Origin of the sequence: Runella zeae DSM 19591 (assembly GCF_000423565.1) — a bacterium.
Lineage (GTDB): Bacteria > Bacteroidota > Bacteroidia > Cytophagales > Spirosomataceae > Runella > Runella zeae.
This window is the reverse complement of sequence record NZ_KE384036.1, coordinates 230,127-255,209: the sequence shown is the minus strand read 5'-3', so window position 1 is coordinate 255,209 and position 25,083 is coordinate 230,127. Positions and strand designations below refer to the sequence as shown.

Sequence of the window (25,083 nt, the reverse complement as noted above, 5' to 3'; positions counted from 1 at the left end):
ATAATAAAAGCATGAGCGAGTTAGATAAATTATTAGAAGGAGTTGAGGTGGAGTGGAAACCGTTAGGGGAAGTGGGTGAGTTTATCAGAGGTAATGGATTACCAAAAACAGATTTTACAGAAATTGGTGTACCAGCTATCCATTATGGTCAGATTTATACCTATTATGGAATTTCCACTAAAAATACTATTTCTTTTGTGTCCAAAGAAACAGCAGCTAAGTTACGTAAAGTAAATCATGGTGATGTTGTGATAACAAATACCAGTGAGAATTTAGAAGATGTTGGTAAAGCTGTTGTTTATCTTGGAGAAGAGCAAGCCGTTACAGGTGGACATGCTACTATTTTTAAACCATCAAAGTATATTATTGGTAAATATTTCGCATATTTTACCCAAACAGAAATGTTTGCAAGCCAGAAAAGGAAGTATGCAAAAGGGACAAAGGTTATTGATGTTTCTGCAAATGATATGGCAAAGATTCTAATCCCCATCCCTCCCCTCTCTGTCCAACAAGAAATTGTTCGTATTCTCGACACATTTACAGAGCTTACAGCAGAGCTTACAGCGAGAAAAAAGCAGTATGAGTATTATCGAGATAAGTTGCTGAATTTCAGTGATTTAAATCGGGGGGGTAAATGATAAAAAAGTAGAGTGGAAGACTTTGGGGGAAGTTGCAGAGATTAAACGTGGTAAAAGACTAATCAAAAGCCAATTAGAAGAAACTGGGAAATATGCAGTATTCCAAAATAGCATGATTCCTCTTGGATATTATCATGAAAGTAATGTACAAGCAGACACTACTTTTATAATTAGTGCCGGGTCTGCTGGCGAAATTGGCTACAGTGGCGTTGATTTTTGGGCTGCTGATGATGTTTATTATTTCTTAACTCCCAGAAATTTGAAAAGTAAGTTTTTGTATTACTTCCTGTTAATTCAGCAAGTAAAAATAACTGGTCAAGTTCGTCGTGCGAGTGTACCCCGTTTATCAAGAACTGCTTTTGAAAAAATGCAAATTCCGATCCCCTCACTCGCCGAACAAACCCGCATAGTTTCGATTCTCGACCAATTCGATACCCTCACCACTTCAATTAGCGAAGGTTTGCCAAAAGAGATAGAGTTACGTAAAAAGCAGTATGAGTATTACCGAGATAAACTGCTAACATTTGTCTAAACTATGATTTTTGTGATTGGTATGATTATTATGATGAGAATAAATCACAGTTTAGACAATTATTGCGGTTTGATTACTCATAGAACGATGAAAAAAATCGACAAAAAATTAAATCAAAGCAATCACAAAAATCAAATAAATCACAGTTTAGACGAATGGTAAATGAACAATACAAATATTCCGAATTGACATCAAAAATTATCGGATGTTCTATGACCGTACATAAAACATTAGGAAATGGATTTCAGGAAGTCATCTACCAACGAGCTTTAGAAATTGAAATGCGGGAAGCGGGCATATCGTTCAACAGAGAATTTGAAATGCCCATATTTTATAGAAAGCAACAAATAGGGGTTCGTAGAGTAGATTTTTTAGTAGAAGGTATTATTTCAGTTGAATTAAAAGCAGTCACAAAATTAGAGGATGTGCATTTTGCACAAGCTATCAATTATTTGGAAGCCTATAACCTAGAAATTGGCTTACTAATAAATTTTGGCGAAATGAGCTTGAATTTTAAGCGTTTAACCAACAAAAAATTCAAATCAGGACAATTGCAAAAATCAAATAAATCATAGTTCTGACAAATGAGTACCTACAAAACCATAGCAGAATCAAACAGCTTCATTGTACTAGACAAGTTTACCAAGTACTTCGAGGTAAACGAACCCCCTGCCGTTTATCAAACAGAGGCGGCATTGGAGAAAGAATTTATCCAAGACTTAATCAATCAAGGGTATGAAAATCCGCTCAACTTAAATACACCAGAAGCGATGTTGGCGAATGTAAGATTGCAATTGCAATCGCTTAACAATGTGGAGTTTTCTAATGGCGAATGGACTCGTTTTGTAGAAGAATATTTAGACAAACCAAGCGATAATCTTGTCGAAAAAACAAGGAAAATACACGAAAACTACATTTACGATTTTGTTTTTGATGATGGGCATATTCAAAATATATATTTGGTTGACAAAAACAATATTGCAAGGAATAAGGTGCAAGTAATCAGACAGTTTGAACAAAAAGGGATACATGCCAATCGCTATGATGTAACTATATTAGTCAATGGTTTGCCGTTGGTTCAGGTAGAACTTAAAAAACGTGGAGTTGCTATCCGTGAAGCATTTAACCAAGTTCATAGATACTCAAAGGAAAGTTTTAATAGTAAAAACTCACTCTATAAATACGTTCAGATTTTTGTCATTTCAAACGGTACTGACAGCCGATATTTTGCCAATACGGTAGAACGAAACAAAAACAGTTTTGACTTTACCATGAATTGGGCAAAGGCTGACAATACGCTGATTAAAGACCTGAAAGATTTTACCGCTACCTTTTTTCAGAAACATACTTTATTGAATGTATTGCTTACATATTCTGTATTTGATACAAGTGATACATTGCTCATTATGAGACCTTATCAAATTGCAGCAACAGAAAGAATGTTGTGGAAAATTGAAAGTTCCTACCAAGCCAAAAATTGGTCGAAACCCGAAAGTGGCGGCTATATTTGGCACACTACAGGTTCTGGCAAAACGCTCACCAGTTTTAAAGCAGCAAGATTAGCCACTCAATTGGATTTTATTGATAAAGTATTCTTTGTGGTTGACCGTAAAGACCTGGACTTTCAAACGATGAAAGAGTATCAGCGTTTTTCTCCCGATAGTGTGAATGGCTCTGATAGCACATCAGGATTAAAAAGAAACATCGAAAAAGATGACAATAAAATCATTGTTACAACCATACAAAAGCTAAACAATCTGATGAAAACGGAGAGTGATTTAGCGATTTACCAAAAGCAAGTCGTTTTCATTTTTGATGAAGCACACCGTTCCCAATTTGGCGAAGCCCAAAAAAATCTGAGAAAGAAATTCAAGAAATTCTATCAATTTGGTTTTACAGGAACGCCAATCTTTCCACAAAATGCTTTAGGTGCAGAAACAACCGCAAGTGTTTTTGGTCGTGAACTGCACTCTTACGTAATTACGGATGCGATTAGAGATGAAAAAGTACTGAAATTCAAAGTTGACTATAATGATGTTCGACCACAGTTTAAGAGTATAGAAACTGAAATAGATGAGAAAAAGTTAAGTGCAGCAGAAAACAAAACAGCTTTGCTCCACCCTGCTCGTATCAAAGAAATATCCCAATACATTTTACAGAATTTTAGAATAAAAACCCATAGGAATCAAGGAAGCAACAAAGGTTTTAATGCCATGTTTGCAGTAAGTAGTGTTGATGCTGCAAAATTGTATTATGAGGAATTAAACAACCTACAAAAAGCGAGCGACAAGCCTCTGAAGATAGCGACAATCTTCTCCTTTGCAGCAAACGAAGAGCAGAGTGCAATAGGTGAAATACTTGACGAGACTTTTGAGCCTTCTGCAATGGATGTTAGTGCTAAAGAGTTTTTAACCAAAGCAATCAATGATTATAATTCCATGTTCAAAATGAATTATAATGTAGAGGGAGAATTTCAAAATTACTATCGTGACCTTGCCAAACGTGTAAAGAACAAAGAGATTGACTTAATTATTGTTGTTGGAATGTTCCTTACTGGTTTTGATGCACCGACATTAAATACATTGTTTGTTGACAAGAATTTACGTTATCACGGTTTAATACAAGCCTTCTCACGCACCAATCGTATCTATGATGCAACAAAGACTTTTGGAAATATTGTAACATTCCGAGATTTAGAAAAAGCAACTATTGACGCTATTACTCTTTTTGGCGATAAAAACACTAAAAATGTCGTTCTTGAAAAGAGCTATGAAGAATATTTAGAAGGTTTTACAGACATTGTTACAGGTGAAGCACGCAGAGGTTATGTAGAAGTAGTAAAAGAGTTGAATGAGAAATTTCCTAATCCTGACGAAATTGTAAAAGAGAAAGACAAAAAGGCATTTGCAAAACTATTCGGAGAGTATTTGAGAGTAGAAAACATACTCCAGAACTACGATGAATTTAACCACCTTAAAGCACTTCAAGCAATTGACATAAACAATCCTGAGGCAATTGAAGAATTTAAAAAAACTCATTTTGTAACAGATGAAGATATTGCTGCAATGCAAAAAATTGAATTGCTCAAAGAAAGGACAGTGCAGGATTACCGCTCAACTTACAATGATATACGAGACTGGTTAAGACGTGAAAAAAGCGGAAAGGAAAAAGAAGAATCTACCATTGATTGGGATGATGTAGTATTTGAAGTTGACTTATTAAAATCACAAGAAATAAACCTTGATTACATTCTTGAATTGATTTTTGAACATAACAAGAAAACTAAAGACAAAGACACTTTAATTACTGAAATACGCAGGGTTATTCGTGCAAGTGTTGGGAATAGAGCGAAAGAGAGTTTGGTTGTTGATTTCATTAATGAGACAGATCTCGATACGCTTCAAGACAAAGCAAATGTTATAGATTCATTTTTTCAATTTGCCCAAAGCAAGCAACAATTAGAAGCATCAGAATTAATTGTAGAAGAGAATCTGAATGAAGAAGCTGCGAAACGCTATATAATAACTTCTTTAAAGCGCGAATATGCGAGTGAAAATGGAACTGAATTAAACGCACTTTTACCAAAAATGAGTCCTTTAAATCCTCAGTATTTGACTAAGAAGCGAAGTGTTTTTCAAAAGCTAGTATCGTTTGTAGAGAAGTTTAAAGGAGTTGGGGGACAACTTTAAATAAAAGCAAAGAATGTAGAATGAATATCCATCTCAACAGCCACACATTGCCAAGCTGCTTGAGCTAAGGTTCAAACCCAAAAATAAACTGACAATGAAACACATAACTCAAGCGTAGGGGCCACTTTCAAACATGGTGTACAAGAACGCCAACTACGGTTTTGTGTCGGGCAGGGGAAGTTCTTAAATTCAACTGCAGTTTTTCAATTTAATTTTAGTGCTGGATGGCTTGGGGGGCTATTGGCTAGCCGAAACCCCCACCGAAAAAGGGAATCCTTTTTTTGGGAAAAATGACAAAAAGTGGGGTGGTATTATTTCGGAAGTGCCAAGTAATAAATAGAGAGTATGTAGCTTTGTGAAAGCATACTTCATACTCAGTGATTTATAGTTTACAAAACCACAACCAAACCAATCTATGCGTAGAAGAGATTTTTTTAAGAATGGTTCCTTGGCTGCTTTAGGGACTCAGCTATTCAACCCTTGGGGAGCCGGGGATGCCATCGCCAAAAAGCGTGGCAAAGTCAAAAATATCATATTTATGGTAAGCGATGGCATGAGTATCGGCACACTCAATATGGCTGATTTGATGCTACAGCGCCATCACGGGCGTGGGAGTCATTGGGTACAACTCATGCGCGACAATCGCGTCAAACGTGCACTCATGGATACTGCCTCGGCGAGTTCTCTAGTGACCGACTCGGCGGCGGCGAGTTCGTCGTGGGGGGGGGGAGTGAGAGTAAAAAATGGAGTGCTCAACATGGGCCCTAATGGCGAAGAATACCGGCCTATTTTGCAGAAATTCAAAGAAGCTCGCAAAGCCGTGGGCTGTGTCACTACGGTGCCTATTACGCACGCAACGCCGGCGGGTTTTGCGGTAAACTCCAAAAGTCGTAGCATGGATCCTATTGCGGTGCAGTACTTGTCACTGAAATTTGATGTAATGATGGGTGGAGGAACAGAAGTATTTTCGAAAGAAAATCGGGCTGATAAACGTGACTTACTGCAAGATTTCCGAACAGCGGGCTATCAAGTAGCGCTTACGCGTCAGGAAATGCTAGGATTAAATTCAGATAAGCCTATTTTGGGAGTATTTCACAACGACGGACTGCCGTATGCCCTCGACCGTGCCAATTCAGAAGAACTCAAAGCGAAAGTGCCTACCTTGGCTGAGATGACCCAAAAGGCAATCGAAATCATGCAAAAAAATCCCAACGGCTTTGTACTACAAGTAGAATCTGGCAAGGTAGATTGGGCGGCTCATGCCAACGACATCGGGGGCTTGATTGGGGAGCAAATCCAGTTTGATGATGCGCTCAAAGTAGCGATAGATTTTGCCGAAAAAGATAAAAATACGCTTGTAGTACTCACCACCGATCACGGCAATGCCAGCCCTGCGCTTTTGTCGGGTTCTAAAGCCAATGCCAATTTTGATAAAATCGCGACTTTTAAGCACACTAATGAGTGGATATTGAATGGTATCGACAAAAACTTTACGCCTGCTCAGATTATTGAGCGCATCGAAGCGGCGCAGGGAATTGTGATAAAACCTGAGGAAGCGCTAACGATTTTGAGTAATTATTATTTGCTCGGTGAAGACGGCGTTTATAACGCGCGTAAATTACCTTTCCAAAAATTGGCCCAAATCCAAACACCTTTTACTTCCATAGGATGGGCTGGCACCGACCATACGGCAGAGTTTGTGGAGTTGTCGATGTTTGGACCCGGCAGCGAGCTACTCAATCCTTTTGTGAAGAATATTGACTTGCACAATTTTATGCTTGATTTGACCGAAGTAAAAGTATAAGGCTTAACCCTGCCAACGTTCTTAACCCTGCCAACGTTTTGAACGTTGGCAGGGTTGGCGAGGTATTCAACGCAGGCACTGTTCAAAACAGTGCCTGCGTTAATCGTTAGACAGCCTCTTTAACCGTCAAATAGTTGTTAATCTTCATCAACTTATGAACATACAGCGCAAGCTTTTTACACTTCACTCATGGTTTGGCCTCATTACGGGCTTTTTTTTATTGCTATTGGGTTTAAGCGGGTCTATACTGGTTTTTAAAGAGGAACTTGAACCGTGGATGTATGGTCAGATTACCAATGTCGTACCAACGGGCGAGCCTTTGCCGCTTGACAGTCTGTATCGAATTATTACTCAAAAATACCCGAATCTAGACGGTATTGCGTGGGTGAATCCTGCGGCTCCCCCCAATCATTCCTATCAATTTCGGCTTTATCTAAATGATACACGCTTGATTTCCTATGATTTAGGTGCAATCAACGTTAATCAATATACGGGACAAATCATCAGACACGGACGCAGCGACGACCTCGAGGTGGGCTGGATTGAATGGATTTTTCAGTTCCATTTTTCGTTTCATTTGGGGATGCCTGGCGCTGCTTTAACTGCTATTTTTGGGCTAACAATGTTGGTGTCTATCCTGACGGGGGTGGTCGTTTATCGCAAATTTATTTGGAAAGTGTTGACTTTTAGACAACGTTTTAACCCCAAAAACTGGCGTACGATTTCTTCTGACTTACACCGTATGGTAGGCGTATGGGCGTTGGTTTTCAACGTAATTATTTTCTTCACTGGTTTTTGGCTCAACTTATTTGCGTTTGAAAAGAAAACCTGGGACAACGAAGTCGTACCTACCCCGCCCAACTCCCTTGCCAAAGTTTCGTTACAAAACTTATACGACGAAGCACTCATCAAAGCTCCTGAGTTGACGCCAAGCTATGTGTATCTACCCACGCAGCCCCATCGTAAATTTAACGTAAGAGGAAATTATGAAAACGAAAACCCTTTGTTTTCGGCCAAAAATTCTATTCAATTTGATGCTTATACGGGCGAATTTTTAGGCATAACCCGCTACTCAGATTTGTCGCCTTGGAAAAAAATTGAAGCTACTTTTCATCCGCTGCACGTAGGAAATTTTGGCGGGATTTTCCTGAAAATTCTGTATATTGTGATTGGCCTTACGCCTGGACTACTGTCAGTGACAGGGTTTTTTCTTTGGTGGCGTCGAAAAAGAAAAATGAATAAACACAAAATACTCAAGCCTGCCCTATGAAACTTCCGCTTGAAACTACTAAATCTACTACCTGCCCTCATTGTGGGAAGGCATTTGGTTGTCAGGCTTCGTTGGGGGTAAGTTGTCCGTGTTTTCAGGTGCAGCTGAGTGAAGATATAAGGGAGTTCCTTGCCCAAAAATATCTCAATCAATGCCTGTGCAATGATTGTTTGGTGGCTTTGGGAGGAGTATTGATTTCCTCCACTGATAGTTAAACTTCTATTGTCGAAAATTGTCTATGCTAGAGATAGTTATAAACGAGTAAATTACGTTATATTCACACGTTTTACAGATAACGGTTTTTGACTGATGAATACTTTCAAGTTTTACATTGGAGTTTTGGGAATAGCAGGGGTTTCGGCGGTGATAGTTAGCTCATGTCATCAGAAGGTGGAGGAGCAAGTACTTGAAGACGGTTCTTTCAAACTGATTCAAACGCAAATATTTGATAAATCATGCGCTACTTCGGGCTGTCATGCGTCGGAGCAAGACGCTGCCTTTCGACAGCATGGACTTGTATTGGCAGGAGTAAATTCGTATGACAATCTCATCAATAAATTCCCCAAAAATACCGCTGCCAAGACCGATTCGATGCGGCTCGTGATGCCCGGAAATGTGTCTAAGAGTTTTTTGTTTACCAAAATCAATTGTAGTGCCGCTTCGCTGTTGGCTAATAAACAATACGGCAATCCCATGCCGCTCGGAGCCAATGGGCTTTCGGTAGGGGAAATAGAGTTTGTTCGTAAGTGGATTGAAGCGGGAGCGCCTCGGGCGGGTGGTTCGGTAGATGCGTCGCTCATTACCAATTCGGTGCCGCTGTGTGGCTCCAATTTTGGAAGTACTTTTACGGCTTTGGAGGCACCCAAATCCAATGAGGGTATTCAGCTACATTTGGAGCCTTTTGAGGTTTCTAACACCTATGAGCGCGAAATTTTTGTTCGCAAGCCCGTTGGCAATACATCGGAGCTATATATCAATCGCATCCAATCGCGAATGCGTCCTGGTAGTCACCATTTTATTTTGTATGATTTCAAAAATCTTAAGAATCTTCCTGCCGAGGGGCAAGTTCGTGATTTGAGAAATTCCGACGGAACAAGCAATCTGTTGACTTTTTTAAGCATGCAAAATCACGTGTTTTGGGCAGGTACCCAAACCCAAGAGCATGATTATACTTTTCCGGAGGGGATAGCATTGCGGATTCCGGCCAATTATTCCTTTGATTTTAACTCGCATTATGTCAACAAAACCGCCGGAAAAATTCCCGGAGAGGTGTATGTCAATTTGTACAAAATGCCTAAGGAGCAGGTGAAAATTGTGGCAAATTCAATCAATATGGGTAATGAGGATTTTCGTTTAGCTCCTAATCAGGTGACAATCGCTACCAAAACGTTTAAGTTTTCGAAACCTACCAAAGTATTGATGCTTACGTCGCACACGCACAAGTTAGGGGAGAAGTTTGTGATTAAAATTGCAGGAGGTACGCGCAATGGCGAAATAGTATATGAAAGTACCGATTGGGAACATCCTCTTATCAAGACCTTCAATATTCCGCTCGAATTTAAAGCAGGGGAGGGGCTGACTTCCGAAATTACCTATAACAACAATACTACCAAAACTGTCAGATTTGGACTGACTAGCGAAGACGAAATGGGTATTATTTTTGGATATTATTACGAACAATAATATCGTTGGCCGTTACCGACCAAATTTCAACGTTGTTCCTACGCGGAAAATGGTTCGGTAATATTTATAATTTTCAAAAACTGCCACGCCTTCTACTCTAAAAAAAGGAAAGCTCGGAATCAAACCATCGAGACCATAGCCTATTTCCATATATTGAGGTATGGTAGGAGTGGCTAAATAATGAACCATAAGATTTTCTTTCAAACCCGCCAATCGGATGAGGGGAATACGCGTCAGCAACAAGCGTCGCGATTCGTTGATGATATGAGCTTCAAAAAACCGTTGAGAGGTACTATACATATAATATGGTAAACCACGAAAAGTAGAAAAAGCATCGCCAAATTGCACAAAAGTCTGATTGCCTGCAAAGTGTTTGTAATCCATAAAGTAGGGATTGCGATTGTTGAGAAAAGCGCCCGCCGACACCGAATAATGCAGCTCACTTCTTACACCCGTTTTGACATCTTGGCGGAGGGTAAGTTCGAGGAAATCAAAATCTGAAACACTACTGCCGACATTAGGAATACCTTTCACATAATGCAAGACTACCGACGGGTTTTTGTTGTTGAGATAGCGTTTGCGACCATTATAAATACGGTACTGTTGACCCGGCCGCCATGTCAAAGAAAGGTCTAAGGTGAGGGCGCGGTGCGGCTCAAAACGATAATACAAAGCGGAAGCCGTAGAGCGATTGGCATATTCTTGATTGAAGGGAGCATTGGGCGAAAACGCAAATTGGTTCCAGCGTATCCACGAACGAGCATTTTCGAGGTTCTCAAGTTCGTATCGCTGCCCATATTCGACAAAACCATTAAGTGAAAAAACATCGGCCAGACGTGCATAATAGAAAGAAAGCCTCCCGAAATCTTTTTCGTAGATTTTCATAAAATTGTTTTCAAAAAACAAAGTCGCGGTGGTGTTGGCATTGGCATTGATTGGATTGTTGGCATTGAACTGTGATACATACCTCCCTCCCGACAGCGAAATGCCACGTCGCCGCCCAGTCCAGCCTGTAGTTACCGTACCCGACACTACTTCTCGGCCAAACGCATATCGTACCAAAGGTTTGATATAGACAGAGTTGTCGCGGTTGAGTTGTTTTTTGAAATTAAAATTACTCTCTAACACATAGCCATCTACAGTATTGTAAGTAGCATTTTGGGGATGAAGAGGCCCTTGATAATCAAGCGTCCATTTCTTGGATAATCTAAAAGAACGCCCCGTCAAGAGTGAAAGAAAATCGACCTTAGAAGAATCTCTCTTGGCTTTTGTACTATCGGCCTTGATTTTGATTTCTTTTACAATACGAATACTGTCCGAATGTTTATAGCTTTTGGTTTCAATTTCGGTAAGAGGGATAGTACGTAGTTCGTTCCAGTAGGTATCGGTGCGGCGATGTGCCATCGAATCTACTACAATCGAGTCATTCCTAACTACATTAATATCTTCTTTTTGGGCCTTGCGTTCGCGTTTTTCTTGCTTCTCATATTCTTTCATGAGCTTACGCATTTGTTTGGTCGAAACCTCCTTTTGTTGAGCGGCAAGGTCGCTGAGCTTTTTAGAACGGAGGTCTTTTTTAGAAAGGTCGTTGGCAGGTTTCTCAAATTTTTCGTCCACAACCGTAGGAGGAGCTTTGAAAGAAGGGTTGATTTTGAGGTTTTTATAATTGAGCGACACCACGTATTTGAACTCGCCCGAAAAGCCCATCATCGATCCCCCAAAGCGAATCTGCACATTGGTAGGCATCCATACATCTTGCACCAGACTAGATACTTGCTTTATATCTACGTCAAAACTCTGTACCGTGGTCTGAAGATTTAGGCTATGAATCGCCCAAGTGTTTTCGATGATATAAATCTGCCCCTTGAATACCCCTTCGCCATACGAACGTGGTATTACCTTGATTTTGTTGACTTCCAAATCTCCCTCTCGAAATGAACCTTCATACTCAAATTTATAATACCCAAAAGCTTTGGGCGAAAGAGGCGAAACGGCATCCCCCACGGTAGGGTCATAAAAACTAGCAAGGACGAAGGCATTGGGACTCGGAGCGCTGTTGTCGATGCTATTTCGGGTCGAGACCACGCGCTGACGGTAATTGTTGGGTTGTTGGAAAGTAATTTCGTTGACACTTTCATTCAATATCGGACGGCCTTCTTCGATACCTTCTTTTTTGAGGGCTTTTTCGGCCAAAAAGGGGATATTGGTAATCACTCCCGTAGATTTAATATAAGCACGTGCGTTGTATGATTGTACTTGTAAGGCATGAAAACGCGCCGTTGCTATGGCTCGTCGCATGATGGTATAAGCAGGGTCTTCGGAGTTGGAACCGATTTTTACTTCGTTGAGATTAAGGGCTTGTTCCTCTAGTATGACGTCAAGGTTTTGGGTGTCTGCCCCTATTTCTATGGTTTTTATCAAGGCTTTGAAACCCAAGTATTGAAAAATGACTTCATATTTTCCTTTTTCCAAAGCAAGTTCGTAGCGCCCTTCGGCATTGGCCATAGTACCTAAGTTTGTGCCTTTGACTACTACCGCTGCATAGGGGAGAGGCTCGCCTTTAGAAGTTTTGATAATACCTTTGATTCCTCCCGCAAAAGAAGAAAAACTTAGAATGAGGAGAAGAAAGGGTAGAAAAAATGATTTCATGAATTAGGAATTAACTACAAATAAAAATGTTGAAGCCCGACGTTTATCAACGAAATTGCCTTCAAAAAGTTACAAAATTTTTAGTTCTTATTCACTTGCCTATTGAGTGATAGCAAACCTGCCACCCATAAATACATACAAAATCACAATAGCCACACTAAAACTTAGAAATAAAATAAAAAAGGCGTGCCAGTTAGCTTGATTAGGGCTTATCCAAGCGATTATTTTTTGACGATGTATACTTGCTATATGCACTCCCAAAGAAAATACTCCCAAGAAATAGTAGGGAACAAAATAGTATTTCTGAGGGGACGACAATACCACGGCTGCCGCAAAATGAAAGTCAGTCTCGCCGTGCCATATCAGTCGTTGAACCATGACTGCACTGAGATGCTGTAAAATAAACAACGCAAACACCACACCCGAATAGATTTTGCAACGGTCGAGAAAAGTGAGGGTGTTTTTAGTTCGTAAATATTTTATTTGTGAAATACCACTAATCACCTGGAATCCTACGCATATAAGCAACAATATTTCAACGGGTGGAAAGCGATACACCTGCCTAAAAAGCTCCATGAAGTGGCGGTGAGATGCGATACCAAACCATGCCGTAAGATGATTGAACAAATGAAAAGCTGCAAATATGGCAATCACGATGCCACTAAAACGATGAAAAGAAATAAGTTTCATAGACTGAAAGAGAATGATTTGGACGCAAAATTGTAGTCTATCATCTTATTTTTCATTAACCAAAGTTAAGAAATAGTGGTTAACGCAGGCAACGTTCCAAAGGTTGCCTGCGTTAGGTTACGTCAAAAATCTGGTAATGTGATTAACCCTTTGCACTGTGGTTAAATGCAGGCAACGTTCCAAAGGTTGCCTGCGTTAGGTTACGTCAAAAATCTGGTAATGTGATTAACTCTTTGCACTGTGGTTAAATGCAGGCAACGTTCCAAAGGTTGCCTGCGTTAGGTTACTCGTCAAAAAGGCCTTCTTCAAAAGCCTCACAAAACTGAAAATAATCTTGGTGGACTTTGGTAGGATAATCTTGACAATACGCCAATAAATCACGTTGCCATTGGGTATCATGCGCAAAATCAATCAACTCGTCGGCGATAGAAGAGCCTTGCCGACCCGCACTCCGAAGGTGCCCCGAAGCGGTGATAGTGCCCAAGGTAGCCACCAAAGAAGTGAGTGATTCAAGTTCGCCATCCCAATAATGAAAATCAAATTTATCTTGTTCGGGTTGCAATTCTTTTAATACAAAAGATTGAGATTCACATACTAGCGGATTGAGCAAAGTCGGTAGTACGTTGTTGACTCTACTCTGAATACCCACAATTCGGTGAGCTTCACTGACCCAATAGGGCTGTGGCAACTGAATAAACGCAGCTAAAGTAGATTGGCGAGCTTCTTTCAAATCGAGCAAGTATAGTTTTTCTTTAGCACTTTCTACAAGTACCACGTAGCGCTCAAGTCCTAAACTAGCCGTACCCGTCACGCGTATGCCAATGTCGCAGATTCGTTCATAAAAGGGAGTAGGATGTTGGCTATGCCAATTTTCTAACATTGTTTTTACTTTGGCGTACTGTTGGGGTAAGATAGGCATCACTTTTTCGTGATCCACATTCAAGCGCCTTCCCTCGTCAGATTTGAGAGTTCGCTCCTTGATGAGGTCGCGGCGGCGGCGTTTTTCAAGGTTTTCTAAAAATTCCTTCAGCAATCCCTCTGCACTGCGGCGGTCTATGTCGGTAGGCTTGCCCGCCGAAAGAGTGGCTGTGTAGCTTTTCAAAAACGCAAGAAGAAGTGCCTTAGCTTCGGTAGGTTCGAGGGCAAGTTCTTCGGCAGCAAGCAAAATACTCACAAGCATTCGGCTAAGCTCCCAAGTAGCAGGAAGAAGAAACGCATCGTCGAAATCGTTTAAGTCAAAGTAAACCAGACGGTTGTCGGCTTTATAAGTGCCAAAATTTTGGAGATGTAAGTCACCGCAGCCCCATACACGGGTGAGGTCGGTAGTGCTAAAATGTTGGATAAAATCTTGGTAAAAAACAAAAGACGTACCTCTAAAAAACCGATAGACGCCTTCGGTCATGCGGTAGTATTTTTGTTCCAAAAGCAGTGGATGACGGCTTTGGTTGCTTTGCTTGATTTGTGCGACGACTGGCATATGGTTTTCGGGCTAACGGTTCGTTTTGAGAAAATATCAGGGTGTTAATACTTCTCATGAATTTCGGTTAAAATCCGCTCTACTTCTTTACGGATTTCGACAGTTTTTTTGATGTAGTTGTTATTCATTGTGCTGAAAATCAATATTTTGCCTTTTTTTGTTTTCAAAAAACCGCTCAGACAATAAATGTTGGACAAAGACCCTGTTTTGGCAAAGATAAAAGGCTCACGCGATTTGTACTGATTTTTGATAGTGCCCGCTTTGCCGCCAATAGACATCAAGCCAAACAACCGCTCTTGGTCGGGGACTCTGGTTTGTATTTTTTGTAAAAGCTTAATAATCGAACGCGGTGTAAAGAGATTGTAACGGGATAGCCCTGAGCCATCTTCCCAGATAGGTTCGTCGGGGAGGTCAACCAAAAATTGCTTTTTCACATATTCAATGCCCTGCGGAATTTCAAAGCCCACGTTGGTAGAGTCAAGTTTGGCGGCGCACATTAGCATGATTTGTTCGGCAAACATATTATCGCTGACTTGCAGCATTCGGCGATATAGGGTGTCGATAGGAAGGCTATAAAGGGTAGAAGAGGGGCTGTTCAATGGTATTTTGGGAAACAATCGGACTTCTTTTTTGAGGGTATCAGCCAACAACTGCGCTACCATAAGCGGAGAAGTGCGGTAGGGGACGTCTTCGGTGAAAGAGCCAGTAGGCCAGCCAGTTGAAAAAAATCCGTTGTTGAATTCGTCGCGAGAAAGGTTGAATTTTTCGGTCCATCCTGCTGTTCGCAAACTGTCTTTGAAGATGCGAGGGCTTACGGTGTTGTTGGTAAACCGAACGATATTGCCATAAACAGGTAAAGGAGAAATTTCGCATTGATAATATTCGTCATAATCTCCCCAAGACCAGCCTGGGCCAAAGCGTTTGCCCGTGTAGTGGTGAGGGTAATAAAACAATTTGCCACGCCAATTTTTTAAGAAGTCAAGGACATTGCTGGAAGGCATATCAGGATGTAGCAGCGAAGGGTCGCCAGTACCCCAAAATATCAAAGAATCTCCTTTGGTGATGTAGCGTAGAGCCGGGATAGAGTCGCCAAGGAGCGACAACCCAGCATAGAGAGTAAAGAGTTTGGTGTTGGAAGCAGGGGTAAAGTAGCGGTCGGCTTGGTATTCGGCTACCATAGATTGCTGCTCAAGGTCATAGAGGGCAAATCCAGTATGACTTTGCCGAAAAATGGCCGAATTGGCCACCAAATCGCGCCATTTATTGGTTTCGGGCGGGGGCGAAGCTTGCGCTTTTTTGGGTTGGGAAGTAGCACAGCTTGAAAACAAAAGACAACAGTAAAACGTAAAAAGATAAGTTTGTAGATGACGCAACATAATAATGAAAATTGTGGGAAGGTTAGGCGGTTGTTTTTAGCAAAGTTTCAAACTTTGCGAAAGTTTTTCATACAAATTACTCAAAACTTTTTTGATTGGTGGCCGTTTATAGTGGTAAGTTCCATTATTTTTGACTCGAAAGCTATAGCGGCTCAACATTTACCATTTAAAGCATGACATTTCAACCCTTTTTAGAAGCAATTTCCAAACAAGTAGAAAATACCACTTACGGCCAACAGCCAGCCGAATTGTACGAGCCTATTCGTTATATTATGTCATTGGGAGGCAAGCGTTTACGTCCTCTTTTGACGGTTTTGTCCACAAATTTATTTGTAGATGATTGGCAAAAATCCCTCAAACCTGCCGTGGCAGTAGAGGTATTTCATAATTTTACCCTTATGCACGACGACATCATGGACCAAGCCCCGCTCCGCAGGGGCAAGCCTACTGTCCATGAAAAATGGAATGCCAACACCGCGATTTTGTCGGGCGATGTGATGCTTGTTAATGCTTATGAACTGTTGCTTCATGTAGATGCCCAACATCTGCCTCTGGTGATTCGGCGATTCAATCGTACCGCAGCGGAGGTATGTGAAGGGCAGCAATGGGACATGAATTTTGAAACCCGTCGCGATGTGTCGCAAGAAGAATATATCGAGATGATTCGCCTCAAAACTTCCGTTTTATTGGGATTTGCGATGGAGCTAGGGGGAATCATCGCTGGTGCCGATGAGACCACAACCCACCTTCTATATGATGTGGGAGTCAATATGGGGTTGGGTTTTCAATTAAAAGATGATTTGCTTGATGTATATGGTGATCCCGAAAAATTTGGGAAACAAGTAGGCGGGGACATCATTGCCAACAAAAAAACTTTTATGTTGATAGAGGCGCTGCTTTTGGCCGAAGGAGATACCAAACAGCAGTTGGACTACTGGCTGAGCCTTCCCCAAGGTACGTACGATACCGCTACCAAAGTAGCTGCCGTAACCGAGATTTATTCAAAACTAGGAATTGATAAAATTGCCGAAGCCAAAGCCGAGGAGTATTTTGCCAAAGGTTTTGAAGCTTTAGCCCGTCTCAATGCCCCCGCTGACCGCAAAAAACCGCTGCTTGATTTTGCAGAATTTTTGGTAGGGCGCGAGAGTTAGACCGGGTAGTTGTATCCTATTATTGTCACCATGTTATCTTAATAAGACGGTAGGTTTTCGTTAGAAATACCGACCGTCTTTCTTTATAAAAATAAAACCTTCCAATGAAATCTAATCTATCACGTCGCGATGCGATCAAAGCACTAGGAGCTTCAGCGGCAACTGTTTCTACTGTGATAACAAACGACACTATGGCCGCCGAACCCACGAAACTAAAAGGTAATATCAAACACTCCGTAAGTCGCTGGTGCTATAGCTCCATTCCTTTTGAGGAGCTTTGCCAAGCTGCCAAAGAAATCGGGATTGAATCTATCGAACTTACAGGGCCGAAAGAGTGGGCTATCATGAAAAATTACGGCCTTACTTCGGCGATGGGCTGGGCTGATCCTTGGCCCGAAAAAACAGGCTTGACGAGTTTTCTCAACAATCCCAAAAACCATGATGCCATCTACAAATGCTACGAAGAACTTCTTCCACAAGCCAAAGAATACGGCATCAAAAATGTGATTTGTTTTTCAGGAAATCGCAACGGATTAGGTGATTATCAGGGACTTCTCAATTGCCAAAAAGGCGTCAAACGCCTCATCCCTTTGGCCGAAAAATACGATGTTACGCTTACAATGGAGTTGTTGAGTTCGCGTGCTAGCCACCCTGATTATCAGTGCGACAATATTGAGTGGGGGGCGGTGCTTTGCGAAATGGTAGGGTCCGAGAAATTCAAAATGCTTTATGATATTTATCACATGCAAAGCATGAGTGGCGACCACATTCGCAATATCCAACGGTATGGAAAATACATCAGCCACTATCATACGGGTGGGCATCCTGGTCGTAACGAAATCGACGAAACGCAAGAGATTTATTATCCTGCCATTATGCGGGCGATTGTGGCATCAGGCTACAAAGGATACGTAGGTCAAGAATATGTACCCAAGGCCAAAGACAAAGCAGGGATGATAGACTCATTGAGAAAATGTGTTTTGATATGTGACGTTTAGGAAAGTTTCTATACCAAATAGATAGAGCCGTTGAAGTGTCAAGTCTTCAACGGCTCTGTTGTTATAAAATGTTCTTTCTAAGTATAAAGTCGGAGACTTTATACCATTTTCGCACCGACATCCTGTCGGTGCGAGCGCAAGCTAGCCCCAAACTGTAATTGGGGGCAAAAAAGGGACTGCGTCTCCGACGCAAAAGCTATAAACGGAAGAGAAAATAACTTACCGAACCTTAGTTGTTATGAAATATTCTTAATTAGCGTCGGAGACTTTATGCCGTTTTCGCACCGACAGGATGTCGGTGCGAGCGCAAGCTAGCCCCCCAAACTGTAATTTGGTGCTAGAAAGGAACTGCGTTTCAGACGCAAAAGCAAGCAGACGGAGGTATGATAAAATAACGTACAGTGGTTCCAACGATTAGCACTTCAGAGGCGTCCTATCGTTCAGAACCTTAACTGATTATTTTATGAAAAACATTTTTGCTTTTTTATTATTGCTGGTGGTATTGGGAAGTTGTAAAGGTGATGACCTAAGCCAAGACCCTAATGTGCTAGAAGGAGTGTACCGCACTAATGCTTTTTTGGACCCCTTATGTATTGCCATCACTGACGAAAATCAACTTCCCCGTCTTGATATTGTCAAGAAAAACAATGGCACTTTTGAATTGACACGTACCAATTTTATTCCCCAACCTGCTACCCAAAAACTTTCAGGCATTACTACCAAAGAAGTAAAAGACGGGCTAGAATTGTATTATGAAAATACCAAAGTGGGTACCTATGTAGTAGGAAAATGGTATGATGATAAAAAAGACAAAGAAGTATCTTCTAAAGTGCTGATGGTAAGCTATTCCAACCAAAGTAAAAGTGAGTTTTTCTTTTATGCAGGTGTAAAAAAATAAGTCCCCAATTTACGGCTACGCTTGCTGCATTTTTGAAATCATCTTTAACAAATCGGCGCGATGGGCGGCTTTTTTGATAAAGACCGGCAAACGGCTTACCATGGAGCTGTTTTTTCGGATAGTATTGCGTGGGCTGATGCCTCGTTCGCGAAGTTTGGCTTCCACAAATTGACGAAGCAAGGCCAAATGTTCGTAATTATAAGCCCAAAACAATTCGCCCCGAAACTCCCGTTGAAGCCATAAATCTAACCCAAATACAGGGTCGGTCATGCGGCCTTGGTGGAAAGAATGGTAAGTGATATGGGCGTCATATTCGCATTGGTCGCCACATTTGTCGCATTTTATGGCTAATTTTTTCCAAGTTCCTTTCCAAGGAGCTGAGCGCCTTAAAGGATGATAGCACTCCCGACACTTGACCGACACGAAAGCCGTAGCACCTCCGTACCAATGGGCAGGGGTTTCTACATGAAAACAAGAGGTACATCTAAGGCGGAAGGTGTTAGGGGAGGAATCAGAAGTAATAACGGCACGACCTTTGCATTGGGGGCACGCTACTACATACGACGTGGCTAAGTCATATAAGCTGGCACCCGTGTCAGCAAATCGAAGATTATCGAGCTTTTTCATGTTTTTTCAACCATTGATCTAATACCGGAATACACCTCAAATTGGCTTTGACTTGATAGCTATCAAGCGGAGTATCTAAGGCCGCTCGCATTTTACGAACGGCAGGAGCATAATCCACCCCCATACCTTCAAATTTAGCAATGGTTTCTAAGACGTCTTCGGTTTCGCTGTAAAACTGACCATCGTAAAAAGTGTGCGTACGTCTCATACCATCTTCAAATACCTTTGCCATTTCTAAGATTCCTAGTTCGATAGGTTTTACAAAAAGATTTTTGTTGTCCACTTCATTGTCGGCCATAAACGAAAATACTTGGGGCGCCCACGGAGTAGCCAATCGCTCCACAAGGTATTCTTGCCATTGAGGATTGGATTTGATTTTTGCGAGCGCTGCATTTTTTACGTCGGTGTCGTGGTATTTGGTGGTAAAAACCAAAATCGTAATAAGTGAAGTTTGGGCGTTGTTTTGGGCAATTTCGCTCAAAAATTGCTGCTTTTGCTTGTTGTCTGCTTCTACTCGTGCTTTGCTTTGCTGGGCTACTTGAATGGGAATATTGACCAACCATTCTCCAATCATGGCAAGGCAGCTCAATACACTCAGGAGAACGACTGCTTTGATGGGCCATTGCCATAAAGTACTGGAAAGAGAAGTCCGTAAGGAGGGATTGAGTAAGACAAGAGTAGTCCAAAATACGGGAGGCAACAACCACACTACGGTATGTTTTCCCAACATACGCACCACCCAAGGCGCACCACCCCCATTGCCCATTGCTCCAAAAAAACTGAGTATAAGAATGGATAAAATGCCTGTGAAAACCAGTATGTTACGCACGGTGTTTTCTTCGGATACCCAATCAAATCCTCCTTTCCAAAACACCATCGCCCATGCTATGCAAAGACCAATGGCCACGCCTGCATAAGAAAACAAAAGGGCAAAGGCATGACCTACCCCATAGTCGCCTCCTGGAACGGGCTTCCCAGCCATAGAGGCTAGACTTAAATAACACAAGAATGAAATGAGTAAGGCGAGATTGCCAAAGAGAGACATTTTATAGGATTGGCTGTAAGAGTTTTTCGAAACTGATTTGGAATACAAAATTGAATAAAGGCAGATTTTTATTCCAAACAAATAAAGCCAAGCGTATATTAGAAGAGCTGAGGCGTTGGGTTTGGCAATTGGAGCGTAATTGAAAAACCTCGGAGAAACCCCGGCAACGTTTTGAACGTTGCCGGGGTTGGGTGTACTATTTCAAGCCTCCTACCATGTCTTCGGGGCGTACCCATTCGTCAAATTGCTCAGAAGTCATGTGGGTGAAATCTAAGCCTTTGAGTTCCATTTCAAGGGCAGCTTGTTTGAGGGTAATACCGCGCTTATGAGCATCTTGGGCAATCGCCGCTGCATTGTAATACCCAATTTTAGGGTTAAGAGCCGTTACTAGCATCAAAGAATTGTTGACGTGTTTGCGGATATTTTCGGTCAGTGGCTCAATACCTACGGCGCATTTGTCATTGAAAGCCACGCATACATCCCCTATCAAACGTGCCGAATGCAAGAAGTTGTAAATCATGACCGGTTTGAATACATTCAATTCAAAATGACCATTTGACCCGCCGATGTTGATAGCTACGTCGTTGCCCATTACTTGAGCGGCTACCATCGTCATAGCTTCGCACTGGGTAGGATTTACTTTGCCGGGCATGATAGAGCTACCAGGTTCGTTGTCGGGGATAAAGATTTCGCCGATACCTGCCCGTGGCCCTGACGACAACATCCGAATATCGTTACCGATTTTCATGAGACTTACAGCTACGGTTTTGAGCGCCCCGTGGGCTTCTACGATGGCATCGTGGGCAGCTAGGGCTTCAAACTTATTTTCAGCCGTCACAAAAGGTAAACCCGTCAAAGCAGCGATATGCGCAGCTACGTTTTCAGAGTATCCTTTAGGTGTGTTGATACCTGTACCTACGGCGGTTCCGCCCAAGGCGAGTTCTGACAAGTGAGCGAGCGTATTTTTGATGGCTTTTAGACCGTGGTCAAGCTGAGATACATAGCCTGAAAACTCCTGCCCTAGCGTAAGGGGCGTAGCGTCCATGAAGTGAGTACGTCCAATCTTCACCACATCTTTAAAGGCTTCTGATTTGGCTTTGAGGGTATTGCGGAGCTTTTCGATGCCCGGAATGGTGATTTCGGTCAAAATCTGATACGCCGCAATGTGCATTGCAGTAGGAAAGGTATCATTAGATGACTGCGACTTGTTGACGTCGTCGTTGGGGTTTAAGTATTTCTTTTCGTCCAAAAGCGACCCTCCATTGAGTACGTGGGCACGGTAAGCAATCACCTCATTACAGTTCATATTGGACTGTGTACCCGAGCCTGTTTGCCACACTACGAGTGGGAATTGGTCGCTGAGTTTGCCTTCTAAAATTTCGTCGCATACTTGGCCGATGAGGTTTTTTTTGTCCTCTGGAAGAACTCCCGCTTCAAAATTGGTAATCGCGGCGGCTTTTTTGAGATACGCAAACGCCCGAATGATTTCTTTGGGCATTTTGTTGATGTCCTGAGCGATAGGAAAATTCATAATAGAGCGTTGGGTTTGCGCTCCCCAGTACACATGAGCGGGGACTTCTACTTTGCCCATGGTATCTTTTTCTATGCGGTATTCCATTATATTGGTTGATTGATGACGCGAGTGAGGCGTCGTGTTTAAACGAATGTATTGACGCTGCAAAAGTAAACACAAAACCTTAAATGGCTTTTGATAGAAATCATTATCTGTTTTTTTTTAATAAAAAATAGATTTTTTAGTAGACGAAGAAGGGGCATAAAAAACACCAAACCCCCTTAGAAAAGCGTCGGAGAGTTTCTAAGGGGGAGTGATAGCATTCACAATTATTTATGCGTCAACTTTTCCCATGAGTGGGTCACTCATGCTAGGTTTGCCAGTTTCGACGCGACCCGCAAAACGCTGTTCAAAATTAGAATATCCGTCTATTTTTACGCTAAAGTCGTACCAACCAAAGCTAGATTTGAGGTCAAGAGCTATGGATAGCGTGCCGTTTTTGTCCACGGTTTTGGTTTGCTTGCTGCCTTTGTAGGCGTGTTCGGCCACCTCTACTTTTAGTTTACGTTGAGAATCGAGGTTACGGAGTTTGATAGTCAGGTTGCCGGTCAATTGTTTGCTTTTGGGAGCGGTACGTTCATACTCGCAAACAATCTCCACTTGTGGGTCGTTGGCATTGCCACTGAATTCTCTGAAATAGCCATTGGGGCCATAGACCCGTAGGTGATACTGATCATTTTCAAAGTTTTGGAGTGGGTAGCTATCTGTCAGAGAGTCGCCTGGCAATACAGCATAAGACCAGGCTTTAAGGTCTTCGTTGTGATATTTACCCGGAGCATATACATTAAAAGGAGAACCCGCCGCTTTTTCACCAAATACTTCGTTGTGAGCGGTCATCTTCAATTGAAAAGATTTTTTGTCGGTGCTCAATTTTCCTTCCGTATAAAGCTGATAAGGAAGGGGAGAGGCAGGCTTAATACCTGCTTCTTGTTTAGCCAAGAGAGGCGAGTTCAGAGGCTCACTTTTGATTTGCTCAATCTCCTGAGCCGAAAGTTGCTTAAAATTGGCTGGAGGATTTTTGAACTTGGCTTGGTGTACGCTTTGGATGAAAGCATTTTTATCGACGGAAGTAGGCAGTTTTATATCTTCTCCATTGTAAGGTCTGAAGGCCGAAGTCAAGTCGCCGCACACGGCTCGTCGCCATGCGCTGATGTTGGTTTCTTTAATAGGCTTCTTGGTTTTGTTGGTCAGGAAATGTTCCATAAACTGCAACACCGACGTATGGTCGAGTACTTGGGAGTTGACATAGCCTCCTCTACTCCAAGGAGACACTACCAGCATAGGTACTCTATATCCAAGGCCAATTGAGCCTGCTCGCGAATCTTTGGGGCTGCGTTTGTCGGCTACTTCTTGCTCCATGCGCACATGCTCCACACTGCTGTCTATTCCTTTAGAGACATTGCCCGTCTCAGGTCGGTAAGGGTCAGGGGCAACAAAAGGAGGAACGTGGTCGAAGTATCCGTCATTTTCATCATAGGTGACGATAAAAATAGTTTTTTTCCATACTTCAGGATTTTTGGTAAGAATATCCATCACTTCCGAAATATACCAAGCGCCGTACCAAGGAGCTCCGGGGTGGTCGGAGAAGTTTTCGGGGGCTACTACCCAAGAGATGGTTGGTAAGTTGCCACTATTGACATCGGCTCTAAACTGATGCAAGACATCGCCTTTGGGTACCGACATTTCGCGTTCGGTGTCTCCGTCTTTGTATTTTAGAGTTGTAATTTTATGATAATCGGGGTCGTTGATATTGGTCGTAAATGCTTTTTGGTGCAGATTTTTTTCGCGCTGAGAGAGTTTTTGAAAATTCTCTTGGGTCCAGAGCTCTCGGTCTTTTTTTGCGATTTCGAGCATTCTCTGTTTGTTGGCAAGCGTTTTTTTTGCCGTGTCGGTTTCGGTACCTGTGGCAGGTAAAGTTTTGATTTTTTCTTCTAATTCAGCAATTTCATTTGGCAAAATTTGAACTTGTTTAGCCAAAAACTTTTGATATGCCTGCGAGAAGCGGACATGATACTGCGAAAACCACTCGATAGGATTATCCGTAAAATTGGCTAGCCATTCTTCTTGTTCACCCGTAAATCCAACAGGCAGACTGAGTTCGTTTTGGTAGATTCGCCACGAAATGTTGTTGTCTTCTAAGCGTTCGGGAAAAGTGGTCCAACTAGCGAGATCATCATAATCTACGTCGGAGTTTCGGACGTTGGCTTTTGATTCAATAGTGGGTTTTTCGCGCACCGTACCCGTCCAGAGATAGAGCCGGTTGGGGGTAGTACCAGTCAAAGAAGAACAAAAATGCTGGTCACATACCGTAAAAGCATCTGCTAAGGCATAATAAAAAGGAAGGTCTTCTCGGTTGAAATATCCGAGCGTAAGCGGCATATGAGCATATTCTTTACGGCCAGAGCGCTTGCTATATAGCCAGCGGTCGTATTTGCCGTCGTTGCGGGCATCTACTTGATCTACCCACGAATGAGGCAACGAGCTCATCCAAGTTACTTTAGTATTTTTTATGTCAAGGCGGAAAGGGGCGTAGGTTTCGCCGTTGGGATTGGTTTGTAACCAAACGGGGTTTTTATTAGGCAAACTTATCGCACGGGGGTCATTGAAGCCCCTAACACCTTTGAGTGTACCAAAACAGTGGTCAAAAGAGCGGTTTTCTTGCATCAGCACCACAATGTGCTCAGCATCGAGATAGGTGCTGCCTTGGGCAGGGTTGATTTCTAGGGCTTTTTGAATAGAGGCAGGCAACATGCCCCAGAGACTTGCTCCACTGGAGAGCAAAGCTGCTTTTTTGAGAAACTCTCTTCTGGTATCCATAAAAAGGTATTGTTGTAATTGGGCTTTGATAAATATACTACGACCAAAATTGACATTAGGACTATTGTGCAAAATTGACTGCAAAACAATACCTATTCCTCATTAAAAGGTTTTATCAAATTGTTAAGAATGGCGTTCTATTTATAAGCCCTAGGTTGGGGTTTGG

General features: G+C 42.1%; 20 protein-coding genes. 11 read left to right on the top strand and 9 right to left on the bottom strand.

The window, feature by feature from the left end; all coding sequences use genetic code 11:
• The first annotated feature begins 11 nt into the window (after nt 1-11).
• The 8 genes from G563_RS38710 to G563_RS0119520 all read left to right on the top strand — a co-directional run bounded on the left by G563_RS38710 (nt 12) and on the right by G563_RS0119520 (nt 9,616).
• Complete coding sequence (locus G563_RS38710) at nt 12-638, top strand: restriction endonuclease subunit S (RefSeq protein ID WP_084650916.1); 627 nt, start codon at nt 12-14, stop codon at nt 636-638.
• Nucleotides 622-1,170: a restriction endonuclease subunit S gene (locus G563_RS38705; RefSeq protein WP_063828423.1), complete on the top strand. Its 549-nt coding sequence runs from the start codon at nt 622-624 to the stop codon at nt 1,168-1,170. The genes G563_RS38710 and G563_RS38705 overlap by 17 nt, the downstream gene beginning before the upstream one ends.
• A 212-nt stretch (nt 1,171-1,382) precedes the next feature.
• Nucleotides 1,383-1,745, top strand: a complete 363-nt coding sequence (locus G563_RS0119545) for a GxxExxY protein (protein ID WP_229598536.1) — start codon at nt 1,383-1,385, stop codon at nt 1,743-1,745.
• Between the two features lie 9 nt (nt 1,746-1,754).
• Nucleotides 1,755-4,859: an HsdR family type I site-specific deoxyribonuclease gene (locus tag G563_RS0119540; RefSeq protein ID WP_028666788.1), complete on the top strand. Its 3,105-nt coding sequence runs from the start codon at nt 1,755-1,757 to the stop codon at nt 4,857-4,859.
• A 415-nt stretch (nt 4,860-5,274) separates the two neighbouring features.
• Nucleotides 5,275-6,663 carry an alkaline phosphatase gene (locus G563_RS0119530; RefSeq protein WP_028666787.1) on the top strand — a complete coding sequence of 463 codons (1,389 nt, stop codon included), beginning with the start codon at nt 5,275-5,277 and terminating at the stop codon, nt 6,661-6,663.
• Nucleotides 6,664-6,817: 154 nt separating this feature from the next.
• Nucleotides 6,818-7,933, top strand: coding sequence for a PepSY-associated TM helix domain-containing protein (locus G563_RS0119525; protein WP_028666786.1), 1,116 nt, complete (start codon nt 6,818-6,820; stop codon nt 7,931-7,933).
• On the top strand, nt 7,930-8,148 hold the full coding sequence (locus tag G563_RS37730; RefSeq protein ID WP_084650915.1) for a cysteine-rich CWC family protein: 219 nt from the start codon (nt 7,930-7,932) through the stop codon (nt 8,146-8,148). Before G563_RS0119525 ends, G563_RS37730 begins: the two co-directional genes overlap by 4 nt.
• Before the next feature lie 94 nt (nt 8,149-8,242).
• Nucleotides 8,243-9,616, top strand: coding sequence for a monooxygenase (locus tag G563_RS0119520; protein WP_037327552.1), 1,374 nt, complete (start codon nt 8,243-8,245; stop codon nt 9,614-9,616).
• 12 nt (nt 9,617-9,628) lie between these two features.
• Here G563_RS0119520 and G563_RS0119515 read toward each other — a convergent pair whose 3' ends face one another.
• From G563_RS0119515 to G563_RS0119500, 4 genes are all read right to left on the bottom strand, one after another.
• Nucleotides 9,629-12,265, bottom strand: a complete 2,637-nt coding sequence (locus G563_RS0119515) for a DUF5686 and carboxypeptidase regulatory-like domain-containing protein (RefSeq protein ID WP_028666784.1) — start codon at nt 12,263-12,265, stop codon at nt 9,629-9,631.
• A 99-nt stretch (nt 12,266-12,364) separates the two neighbouring features.
• A complete protein-coding gene (locus tag G563_RS35330; protein WP_051211083.1) occupies nt 12,365-12,955 on the bottom strand; it encodes a succinate dehydrogenase/fumarate reductase transmembrane subunit in 591 nt (196 codons plus the stop codon).
• A 283-nt stretch (nt 12,956-13,238) separates the two neighbouring features.
• Entirely contained in the window at nt 13,239-14,432 is a 1,194-nt protein-coding gene (locus G563_RS0119505) for a DUF2252 domain-containing protein (RefSeq protein WP_028666783.1), read from the bottom strand.
• Between the two features lie 44 nt (nt 14,433-14,476).
• Nucleotides 14,477-15,808, bottom strand: a complete 1,332-nt coding sequence (locus G563_RS0119500) for a D-alanyl-D-alanine carboxypeptidase/D-alanyl-D-alanine-endopeptidase (RefSeq protein WP_037327549.1) — start codon at nt 15,806-15,808, stop codon at nt 14,477-14,479.
• A 173-nt stretch (nt 15,809-15,981) separates the two neighbouring features.
• On the opposite strand from G563_RS0119500, the gene G563_RS0119490 reads away from it, so the two are divergent.
• Both G563_RS0119490 and G563_RS0119485 read left to right on the top strand, forming a co-directional pair.
• Nucleotides 15,982-16,959: a polyprenyl synthetase family protein gene (locus G563_RS0119490; protein WP_028666780.1), complete on the top strand. Its 978-nt coding sequence runs from the start codon at nt 15,982-15,984 to the stop codon at nt 16,957-16,959.
• A gap of 104 nt (nt 16,960-17,063) precedes the next feature.
• Complete coding sequence (locus tag G563_RS0119485) at nt 17,064-17,957, top strand: hydroxypyruvate isomerase family protein (RefSeq protein ID WP_028666779.1); 894 nt, start codon at nt 17,064-17,066, stop codon at nt 17,955-17,957.
• Between the two features lie 249 nt (nt 17,958-18,206).
• Here the strand turns inward: G563_RS0119485 and G563_RS38180 are convergent, their stop codons facing one another.
• Nucleotides 18,207-18,368: a hypothetical protein gene (locus G563_RS38180; RefSeq protein WP_157585485.1), complete on the bottom strand. Its 162-nt coding sequence runs from the start codon at nt 18,366-18,368 to the stop codon at nt 18,207-18,209.
• A 52-nt stretch (nt 18,369-18,420) separates the two neighbouring features.
• Here G563_RS38180 and G563_RS0119480 point away from each other — a divergent pair, with 52 nt between their 5' ends.
• A complete protein-coding gene (locus G563_RS0119480; protein ID WP_028666778.1) occupies nt 18,421-18,855 on the top strand; it encodes a hypothetical protein in 435 nt (144 codons plus the stop codon).
• 15 nt (nt 18,856-18,870) lie between these two features.
• On the opposite strand, the gene G563_RS37140 is transcribed toward G563_RS0119480, so the two are convergent.
• From G563_RS37140 to G563_RS0119460, 4 genes are all read right to left on the bottom strand, one after another.
• Nucleotides 18,871-19,482, bottom strand: coding sequence for a hypothetical protein (locus G563_RS37140; RefSeq protein WP_028666777.1), 612 nt, complete (start codon nt 19,480-19,482; stop codon nt 18,871-18,873).
• Nucleotides 19,466-20,527, bottom strand: a complete 1,062-nt coding sequence (locus G563_RS0119470) for a hypothetical protein (RefSeq protein ID WP_169579791.1) — start codon at nt 20,525-20,527, stop codon at nt 19,466-19,468. Before G563_RS0119470 ends, G563_RS37140 begins: the two co-directional genes overlap by 17 nt.
• 196 nt (nt 20,528-20,723) lie before the next feature.
• On the bottom strand, nt 20,724-22,145 hold the full coding sequence (gene fumC, locus G563_RS0119465; RefSeq protein WP_028666775.1) for a class II fumarate hydratase: 1,422 nt from the start codon (nt 22,143-22,145) through the stop codon (nt 20,724-20,726).
• A 228-nt stretch (nt 22,146-22,373) separates the two neighbouring features.
• The gene (locus tag G563_RS0119460) at nt 22,374-24,917 is read right to left on the bottom strand and encodes a phosphocholine-specific phospholipase C (RefSeq protein WP_028666774.1); all 2,544 of its coding nucleotides are present in this window, start codon (nt 24,915-24,917) and stop codon (nt 22,374-22,376) included.
• Nucleotides 24,918-25,083: the final 166 nt, after the last annotated feature.